The sequence below is a fragment of the Amycolatopsis sp. CA-126428 genome (assembly GCF_002904335.1).
Lineage (GTDB): Bacteria > Actinomycetota > Actinomycetes > Mycobacteriales > Pseudonocardiaceae > Amycolatopsis.
In genome coordinates this window covers 1-8,776 of the sequence record NZ_PPHF01000045.1, presented here as the reverse complement: position 1 = coordinate 8,776, position 8,776 = coordinate 1, and the positions used below count along the sequence as shown (strand labels likewise).

General features: G+C 68.8%; 12 protein-coding genes. 6 read left to right on the top strand and 6 right to left on the bottom strand.

Features of this window, described 5'->3' with window-relative positions:
- Window positions 1-38: 38 nt before the first annotated feature.
- From C2L58_RS12925 to C2L58_RS12915, 3 genes are all read right to left on the bottom strand, one after another.
- Window positions 39-713 (bottom strand): IS3 family transposase, encoded by a 675-nt coding sequence (locus C2L58_RS12925; protein ID WP_103337820.1) that lies wholly within the window; start codon window positions 711-713, stop codon window positions 39-41.
- Window positions 713-1,036, bottom strand: coding sequence for a transposase (locus C2L58_RS12920; RefSeq protein WP_103337819.1), 324 nt, complete (start codon window positions 1,034-1,036; stop codon window positions 713-715). Before C2L58_RS12920 ends, C2L58_RS12925 begins: the two co-directional genes overlap by 1 nt.
- Window positions 1,037-1,100: 64 nt before the next feature.
- Window positions 1,101-1,235 (bottom strand): zf-HC2 domain-containing protein, encoded by a 135-nt coding sequence (locus C2L58_RS12915; RefSeq protein WP_103337818.1) that lies wholly within the window; start codon window positions 1,233-1,235, stop codon window positions 1,101-1,103.
- Between the two features lie 223 nt (window positions 1,236-1,458).
- On the opposite strand from C2L58_RS12915, the gene C2L58_RS12910 reads away from it, so the two are divergent.
- Entirely contained in the window at window positions 1,459-1,881 is a 423-nt protein-coding gene (locus C2L58_RS12910; RefSeq protein ID WP_103337817.1) for an ATP-binding protein, read from the top strand.
- A gap of 237 nt (window positions 1,882-2,118) precedes the next feature.
- On the opposite strand, the gene C2L58_RS12905 is transcribed toward C2L58_RS12910, so the two are convergent.
- The 3 genes from C2L58_RS12905 to C2L58_RS12895 form a co-directional block, all read right to left on the bottom strand.
- Window positions 2,119-2,574: a DUF4383 domain-containing protein gene (locus C2L58_RS12905; protein WP_103337816.1), complete on the bottom strand. Its 456-nt coding sequence runs from the start codon at window positions 2,572-2,574 to the stop codon at window positions 2,119-2,121.
- Window positions 2,575-2,605: 31 nt separating this feature from the next.
- Complete coding sequence (locus C2L58_RS12900) at window positions 2,606-3,610, bottom strand: ferritin-like domain-containing protein (RefSeq protein WP_103337815.1); 1,005 nt, start codon at window positions 3,608-3,610, stop codon at window positions 2,606-2,608.
- A 341-nt stretch (window positions 3,611-3,951) separates the two neighbouring features.
- On the bottom strand, window positions 3,952-4,797 hold the full coding sequence (locus tag C2L58_RS12895; RefSeq protein ID WP_199191244.1) for a sodium:calcium antiporter: 846 nt from the start codon (window positions 4,795-4,797) through the stop codon (window positions 3,952-3,954).
- A gap of 577 nt (window positions 4,798-5,374) precedes the next feature.
- Between C2L58_RS12895 and C2L58_RS12890 the strand changes: the two genes are divergently transcribed.
- From C2L58_RS12890 to C2L58_RS12870, 5 genes are all read left to right on the top strand, one after another.
- Entirely contained in the window at window positions 5,375-5,728 is a 354-nt protein-coding gene (locus tag C2L58_RS12890; protein ID WP_103337814.1) for an STAS domain-containing protein, read from the top strand.
- A gap of 427 nt (window positions 5,729-6,155) precedes the next feature.
- The gene (locus C2L58_RS12885) at window positions 6,156-6,398 is read left to right on the top strand and encodes an ANTAR domain-containing protein (RefSeq protein WP_103337813.1); all 243 of its coding nucleotides are present in this window, start codon (window positions 6,156-6,158) and stop codon (window positions 6,396-6,398) included.
- A gap of 302 nt (window positions 6,399-6,700) precedes the next feature.
- Window positions 6,701-7,042: an STAS domain-containing protein gene (locus C2L58_RS12880; protein WP_103337812.1), complete on the top strand. Its 342-nt coding sequence runs from the start codon at window positions 6,701-6,703 to the stop codon at window positions 7,040-7,042.
- Between the two features lie 224 nt (window positions 7,043-7,266).
- Window positions 7,267-7,656 carry an STAS domain-containing protein gene (locus C2L58_RS12875; RefSeq protein WP_103337811.1) on the top strand — a complete coding sequence of 130 codons (390 nt, stop codon included), beginning with the start codon at window positions 7,267-7,269 and terminating at the stop codon, window positions 7,654-7,656.
- Window positions 7,653-8,087, top strand: coding sequence for an ATP-binding protein (locus tag C2L58_RS12870; RefSeq protein ID WP_103337810.1), 435 nt, complete (start codon window positions 7,653-7,655; stop codon window positions 8,085-8,087). Before C2L58_RS12875 ends, C2L58_RS12870 begins: the two co-directional genes overlap by 4 nt.
- Window positions 8,088-8,776 lie beyond the last annotated feature (689 nt).

Below are 8,776 nucleotides of genomic sequence, written 5' to 3'. Positions count from 1 at the left end.
AGCTGCTTCCTACCGTGCCCCATTGCGCACCTCCATGATCAAGGTGTTGCGACGACCGGTTGAATCCGCCCTCCCCCGCCACGGTCGGAATGCAGAATCGTGCCACGACACCGGCTGCCACGAGCGGCCACCGCGGCGTCGATGGCGCTGGTGACCATCTCGGCGCCGATGTGGTCAGAGATGCTGTGGCCCAGCACTTTTCGGGTGTGCCCGTCCCGGATCGCGCACAGGAACATCTCGCCCTCACCACACATCAGGTACGTGACGTCGGTGAGCCAGACCGCATCAGGCCGACCGCGGTCGAAGTGCCGGTCGACCAGGTCCGGCGGGAACGACGCGGCCGGGTCGACGACCGTTGTCTTGACCTTGAACGTGCGTGGGCTGATGCCCTCGATCCCGATCGAGGCCATGATCTTGGCGACAGTCTTCGCCGTGACGACCTCACCCTGATCACGCAGCTCGGCGGTGATCCGCGGCGACCCGTAGGTTCCGCGGGAGTCCTGGTGTGCCTGGGTGATCTTCACTTCGAGATCGGCCCGGCGTTGCTGCCGAGCCGTCAACGCCGTCGCCGCAGCGCGTTTGACGTGCGCGTAGTAGCCGGACGTCGAGACGCCCAGCAGCCGTGCCATGCGCCGTACCGAGAATCGCGTGCGCTTCGGTGAGGCGGCGCTGGTGGTTCCGGCGACCTCGTCGGGGCCGGCGTACTTGGCCATCAGAGCGAACCGGGCCGGTTCTTCTGCATCGCGGCAAAGTACGCCGAGGCTTTTACCAGGAACGCGTTGTCCTTCTCCAGGTCCGCGACCTGCCCGCGCAGGCGCAGCAGCTCGGCCCGCTCGGCCGCCTCCAGGGGTTTGTCCCCGTGGGCTTCGGCCGCGGTGATCCGGCGTCGTTCGTCTTTGACCCAGACACTGAGCATGCCCGCGTCGATTCCCAGCTCGCGGGCGACCTCGGAGATCGTGCGGCCGGAGTCGATCACGCGGTGGGCAGCCTCGACTTTGTACTCGGCCGCGTACGACCGGCGCTTGCGAGGAGGCATGAGGACATCCTTTCAGCAGGACAGCTGGTCCTGCTAACTCGGTGTCCACTACCCGGGGTGAACCTCACTGCAGTTCCCGGACCTCCAGACGGCACGCGTCGCATTCATTCAGGTGCCGATCGAACTGGGCACGTTCCAGGTCCGACAGTGCGTTCACCGCGTACGCCCCGGTGAGGGTGTGCAGGTCGGCGGTCGTCATTTCACCCCCAGACAGTCTGGCAGCCGACTTAGGCCGTCGCGGGTCGGTTTTCACCGTTCGGGCTGCGTTGAGCACGGCGGCGGCTCCTTCAGTGCCAGTTCGGAACCCCTGGCCGAGCGGACTGGTCCGCCACGGCGTCGTCCGGCATATCCCCTGATCGGACGCCCATCCATCCCCCAGAAGGTGACGAACACGAATCAGGTGGAGTGAAGGGAACTACGGCGTGACGTTCAACGACGACCGGAGAATCAGGCCGCCGGCAGGTTCGATGGCGGATGTGACGGCCGATCTCACCGGCCGGCCGGATCTGCGGGAAGTGCGGGCGGCGATCGTCGAGGCGCTGCTGCCGGATGCGGACCCTGACGACCGGTTCGGTGCAGCGTTGCTGGTGGTCGACGAGCTGGTCGGCAACGCCTATCGTCATGCGACGACACCGAGGCTGCTGCGAGCCGGTCGAACGTCGGAGAACGTGCTGGTCGAGGTCAGCGACGGCGACCCGGTGGCGGGCGCGGTCCGGGTCGTTACGTCGCGGTACGGATTGCGGCTGGTGGGCCAGCTGTCCCTGGACTGGGGTGTCCGCACCGACAGCCACGGCAAGGTCGTGTGGGCGCTGGTGCCAGTGAGGATCTTTCCCGTCGGGATGTAGGGGAGGGGTGTCAGCTGGCGGTGATGGTGGCGCTGTGCCAGCCGGTGGCGCTGTCGGGACGGTGCCGGCGCGGTCGGCGGTTTGGGTATAGCCAGACCGGTCGGTGGCGCGGCAAGTCCGGGGCCTCTTCGTCTGGGTTCCGGAAGTGTGACAACTAAAACCACCCGGTGGGTGACGACGGACGCGGCTTGGCGTCCGCTCGCGGTGCGTGCGGACGCCAAGCCTGGCGAGGGGCGGTCAGCCGCGCGTGGCTTTCGGGGCCGGCAGGCGGCCGGTGATCAGGCCGAGGGCGATCATCCCGACGCCGAGGCCGAAGTGCAGCCAGTTGTCGGCGGTGTTGACCGGGACGAAGTTGGCGGCGCTCATCTGGTCGATGACCAGCCCGTAGATCCAGAGCACCAGGTAGACAATGCCGCCGCCGATGAGAAAACCGCGGGCGCCGCGGTGGGTGCGGGCGAGTACGAAACCGACGACGCCGAACAGGAGGTGGACGATGTTGTGCAGGATCGACACCATGAACAGTCCGAGCAGCATCGCCATCGAGTGGTGGCCGGCGAAACTGAGCTCGTCGTAGTGGGTGGTCACGCCGGGAATGAAGCCGAGAATTCCGACCAGGAGGAAGACCGCGGCCACCGCCATCGCGACGAGTTGGGTCGCGGAGCGATTCGTGCGGGTCGCTGAGGAGGTCGACATGTTCTTGCCTGCCTTTCGCTGTTCAGGCTGGTCAGCTGTTGGCGGCGCTGGTGTTGACGTCGCCGTTGACGCCCTTGGGGAAGAACCCGCCGGAGGTCGCGGCCTTGTTGGTCAGGTAGACGATGTTGAGGACCTGGCCGGGGCTGCGGCTGTAGGCGATGCCGTTGCCGTCGGTGGGGACGATGTTGGCGTTGCCGCGGCTGTCGATCACGCCTTGGTCGTCGTCGGACGGCCCGTCCAGGCTGTCGCGGGCGTTGGACAGCTTGACGGAGGCTTCGCGCAGGTCGCGGCCGAGCAGGCCGAGGCCGAGGATTCCGCCGCGGCGTTCGTAGAGCTGGGAGCGGATGTTGCCGGCGTGGTAGGCCTCCACCGCGAGGATGCCGGCGGCGGCTTCGAGGTAGGTTTTGTTGGAGATCAGCGGGGCGGCGCCCTTGTAGGCGGTGACGCCGACGTCTTCGAACAGGAAGGCGGCGAGCAGGAAGTTCTCCTCGCAGGCGAACGCGTCGAAGCTGTGCCCGGGCCTGACGAGACCGGCGGCTTGGGCGGCGGCGGTGAAGCTGGACTGCAGATCGATCGCCGGCCGGGCGACCGCGGCCGAGCCGAGGGCCGAGCGCAGGAACTGGACGTGGTCCTTCTCGTCGGCGGCGATCTCCTGGGCGTACTGGCGGACCGTCTTGCTCTCGAAGCGGACCGCGCGGCCCCCGGTGACCCCGCCACGAGCGCCGGTGCCGGTGGTCATCGCGTCGGCCAACCCGCGGCCGGTGACGGCGTGCAGGTAGAACTCGGCTTCCAGGTACTCCAGGTTGAGGGCGAAGTTGAGCACCGCCCCGTCACTGACCTCAGCCGAGGCGGCGGCAGCTGACGCGGCGGGCCGAACGGTGGCGGCGGAGGCGGTCCCGGTCGTGAGACTGCCGAGGGCACCGGCGCCGACGACGCCGAGGCCGGTCATGCCGGCGGCTTTGAGGAAACGCCGGCGATCTTGATCGTTCGCCGCGCTCCGGGTGATCATCGAGGCGGCATAGCGCTTGCCAAACACGGACGAACTCCTCCCCGCCCGCGTGCGTACGGCGGGCGTCACCCACCACCGAGCTTCCCGGCGCTGGGACGGATCCTTCCTGGACACCCCCCTTTCGAGGCTGTCCGGGCAACGGATGGGTGGAACGCCGCCCAGTCGGCGACGGTCGCCCCCGAGATGATCTCGGCGGCAACCGGGAATCCGAACACCCGAACAGCACGGCGAACGGCGATGAAGCGCCGGTTGCCGGCGAGCAGCAGCTCGAACGCGTCGGCAGGTGTGCCCGACCGGGGAAATCGCACGCATCCCAGTTCTTCTTCGAACGCGGTCGGCGTTTGCCGCCTCGGCGGTGTATCGGCTGCTCAGGATGTGGCGATGGCTACCAGGCCGCCGATACCCGCCGCGTACAGCACCAGGACGATCAACGAGTCGACGCCGACGCCCGCGACGCGGCGGCGGGGGCGGAATAGCAGCCCGGCGGCGTAGACGAGGGTGAGGAGCGCGGCCAGCGCGGTGAGGTAGATGTCGGTGTTCTCGGCGTGCGGCAGGATGGCCTGCCCGGACACCAGGGTGCCGACCAGGAACAGCACGGGCAGGAAGGCGTTGCCGCCGAAGATGTCGCTCACCGCGAGCTGGTAGTCGCCGTTGCGGACCGAGGTGATCCCGGTGGAGACCTCCGGCAGTGACGTGGCGGCGGCGAGGACGGTGGCGCCGAACAGGACTCCGGAGAGGCCGATGTGATCGGCGATGGCGTCGCCGCTGCGCTCGAGGAACACCCCGGCGACCAGGGTGACCAACGCGGCGACGCCGAAGATCACCGCGGATTTTGCCGTGCTGGTGCCCTTGTGGCTGGCCTGCTGTTCGACGTGGTGACGGCGGTGGCCGCGGGGCCGGTCCTGCCCGTCGGGAGCGTCGCCGTCTTCGTGCCACGGCAGGGACCGCCCGGCTCGCTGCAGCAACAGCAACCCGACCACCCACAGCACGGCGACCAGCACCGGCGCCGGGGTCAGCCGCCACACGATGAGGGAGGCGGGCAGCTGGGTTCCGGCGATGACGACGGCGAGCACGGCCACGACCAGCGCCGCTTCGAGGACCAGCACGAGGGAGGCGGGCCGGTAGGTCAGCGGCTGCCCACCGCGGACACCGAACCCGTCGAGCACGACCAGGACGACGGTCTGGATGGCGATGCCGCCGAGGATGTTCCCCACCGGCGACGCCGACGTTGCCGGCTGCCGACGCGGAGACGACGATAGCGATCTCCGGCAGGTTCGTCGCCACGGCCAGCAGGACCAGGCCGCCGAGCGCCGAGCCCAGGTGCAGCCGGGTGGCCAGCACGTCGGTCTGGTTGGAGAGCGAGATGCCGGCAACCCAGATCGCCGCGGCCGCCGCCACGAAGATCAGGATCAGGACCGCCAGCGGCAAGGATGACACTCAGGGACCTCCACCACGTCACCGAGGCGATCCACCTGCCGGCTCGCCCACCCAGCCCAGTCGGGCCTGCGGCTGCGGGTTACCCGCCGGTCAATCCGGCCAACCGAGAAGTGATCTCGGACCTGTCGCAGCGTGATGGCCGCCCACGGTTCATCGCTGCTGCTAGAGGAAGGGCGATTGCCGTTGGTCGCCGGGCACCTCGAGGCCGACCTTGTACGCGGTCGGGATTCCACGCATCCGGGCGGTAACGCCCGACGAATCCCCCGAGATACCCGAGAAGACAGCTGCGCAGCTCGCGCCCGCTGCGTCTCGCTCAGAGACGCAGCGGGATGCTCGGCGGAACAGGACGGGCACATGAGCACGGTCGCCGATCCCCACGAGGATCCCACCACCGTCGATCCCCGACCGGCACCGGCCACCGACGTGCTGATCCTGCGCGGCGCCGGAGACCTCACCGACACCCACGCCGCGGAGGAGATCGTCGCCCCGGCGTACGCGGCAGATCCCGCCACCGCCCTCATCCTGGACATGACCACGGTGACCTACCTGACCATGGAAGCTGTCATCCCTTTCGTCACCCTGGCCCACCGCTGCGCTGCACGCGGAACGTCACTGCGGGTCGTGGCCTCCCACCCGGTCCGGCGCAAACTGATGAGCCTCGGCCTGCACTCCACCTTGGCGCCGGAACCACCGCCAGCCGAGTCCTGATCACTGAGCTGAGCAGGGTTTTGTGGAGGCGTTGTCTCTTCCGCCTTGCCCGCTGTGCCCGTGAAGTGCGGCCCGCGATTTCGGGGACGGTGTTCGCTGAGAACTTGAGGGCGGCCGGACAGCTGGATGCTCAACTACCCGGCCACCGAGAGTGCTCTACCCGTCAGCGAATCGTTCAACCACCGTATCGATCACGCAGCGTTACCTGCGGTCAGTGTCGACCTGGGGATCTCCAGAACGATGCAGATACGCTCGGTGCAGAGGAGATGCCATCACCTGACGAGGTGTCGAGCCCGCGGTGCCAGGCGTGACCAAATGCGCTGGAATGTGCCCATGACGTCGTGGAGATCCTCAAAGAATCCGGCCGACGAGGTGGCCCAGCTGCGGGACGCCCTGGACACAGCCGGTCATCGAGCAAGCCAAAGGGATGCTGATGCTGGTGCGCGGCTGGACCGCCGCGACCGCCTTCACGGCGCTGCGCACCATCTCCCAGCGCACGAACGTCAAGTTGCGTGACGTCGCGCCGGTCGTGGTCGCTGCCGGCAGCCACGCCGAAGCCAGCACCGTGGATGCCGAAACCTCCTCCGCGGTTCTCGACCAGCTGCGGCAGCACGTGCTCGGGTCGGCCTTCGACACCCCCGCCGAGGAAGACGAGCCCAAGACCGGTTGAGCACGTGATGGGCTGGGCAGTATGTGTCTGGCCCGGTCAGCGTCCCTGCGCGCCGTCCGGGCCGTGGCGCGTCGCCGCGACGCCGGCCTCGGCCGGCGTTGAGCAGTGCGACGCCGCGGTTGAGCCACCAGCCGCCACCGAACCCGGTTCCGGCCTGCCCACCGGCAGCCCGGTGCCAACGGGGAGGCGCGGCACGCCCGGCTCCCCGCGTCGACGAGGAGGCCCCCTCACATGCCCGCCACCGCCGCTCCTCGCAGCCACCGTGACATCGACGCCGGCAGTCTCGCCCGCACCCGCTCACGGTGACCACCACAGCCGACGCGGCCACCGTCGCGGTCGCCGGAGATCTGGACCTGTCGAGCACGGCGCGGCTGCAGGACCGGCTGGACGAGGAGCTGGCGTTGCGGCCTCCCGCGCTCATCATCGACCTCAGCAGGGTCGGGTTCTGCTCCTCCGGCGGCCTGTCGGTCCTGGTCAATGCGGTCACCAACGCCCACGCGCGCGGGATCGCCTGCGCGGTCATCGCCAGCCAGCGCGCCGTGGTCCGCCCCATCAAGCTGCTGCTCCTCGACCGCATCCTGCCGATCCACGCCGACCGGGCCGACGCCGACGAATGGCTGTCACTGGTAGCGCGGCTGCGCTGAACAACCGCAACGCCCCTCAGCACCGTCCGCGGCGAGACGGGCAGGCCCCCAAGGCGCAGGCTGACGGGCGGCCGTACGCCACGCTCATGATCGCAGGCGCGCGACTAGCGGCCGGAGTCATGGTTTGACTCGGCTCAAGATCGGGTACACGCGCGCACAGCTTGGGTGGTTAGTGCGCGCGGAGAAGGGACTGAGCTGATGGTCGAGAGAGCGGATACGGGTCGGTGACCGACAACCTCGCCGACCCGGCCCAGACCGAGGACGCCCTGCGGCTCTCCCTGCGCGAGGAAGCGCCCTCTGCGGCGCTGGTGCTGGCCGTGGCAGGTGAAGTTGATCTGCTCACGGCCGCGCAGTTGACCGACGCGGTCACCGCCGCTCTTGCCCGGCTGCCGCCGGTGCTCGTGATCGATCTGGCCGCCGTGACGTTCCTCGACTCCTCCGGCTTGTCGGTCCTGGCGCAAGCCCACGCCGACGGCGGTCGGGACACCATCGTGCGGGTCGTCGCGGTCGAGGAGAGCATGGCTCACCGCGCGATCAGCTTGACCGGGATGCATCAGTTGCTGCCGGTTTTCGCCAGCACGGTGGATGCGCTCGCCGCCGACCGGCCGCGATGACCTGCTCTGCGGACCTCCCTGCTGATGACACCGTCCTTGCCCCCGACCTGCGGCACGAGGACGTGCCGGCCGAGGCTGCCCAGCTGGGCCGGCTGCGGGACGCACTCGCCGTGTGGGCCGCCGGCACCGGCGTGCCGGCCGGGCGGGTCCAGGACCTGCTGCTCGCGGCGTACGAGGCGATGGCCAACGTCGTCGTCCACGCCTATCCGGGTCGCCTCGGCACGTTGGCTCTGTGCGCCGGCCGGGTCGGCGACTCTGTCGTCGTGATCATCCGCGACCACGGCCAGTGGCAACCGGTTCCCCGCTCCAGCCTGTTGGGCGGCCGGGGGTTGGCGTTGATCCATACCCTGGCTGATCACGCGCTGGTCGAGACCAGCGTCGCCGGCACCACCGTCACGATGACCTGGGCCTGCGACCGGCAACCATTGTGACGTCTCCCAGCTCTCGGCGGCCGGGTCGGCTCATTCGGCGACCAGGTGCGCACGGAGTTGTTCGAGCGTTGACGACGCCGATAGCGTGGTGAGCCGCGGTGAGCTGGTCGGCGATGGCGTGGCGAACTTCGCGGTGTTCCTCAAGGGCATCCAGAGCTGAAGTGAGCTTGCCGGGGGAGCTGTGCGCCGGAGAAACGCGCATGCTGGACCCGGGCGACTTCGGGTGCGGAAAGGGTCAGGCTCATGGGAATCGATTGGGAGAGCATCCTCGGCACAAGCGGTGCCTACGCCTTTCCGGCTGCGGAAGCGCACGATGAGACGGATTCCGTGAACTCGCGAAGCTGACCTGTTGCCAGCCGATCGCCGCGGATCGCGAGCCCTGCCGCGGCTCAACGCAGCGCGCTCGGAGTCAAGAACACCACACGGCAGTGTGGAAATCGCCTCGCATCAACGTATCCGGTGTTGCGATCGCACTGCGGTTGAATGGTCTGGAGGCAAGGTGGTGTCCGGATGACACCGGCCGATCCAGGCAGATGCCAAACCGCGGTAACCCTTTCTCGGGTTGCCAGGACGAGGGACAGACTCGGACGGGGCTCGCCGCGCGCGGCGTGGGATGGAAGGGTCTGCCCAGGGTTTGCTTGACACCTCATGTGTGAGGCTTCGGCCTTGCGTGGAAGGATGTCACCCGT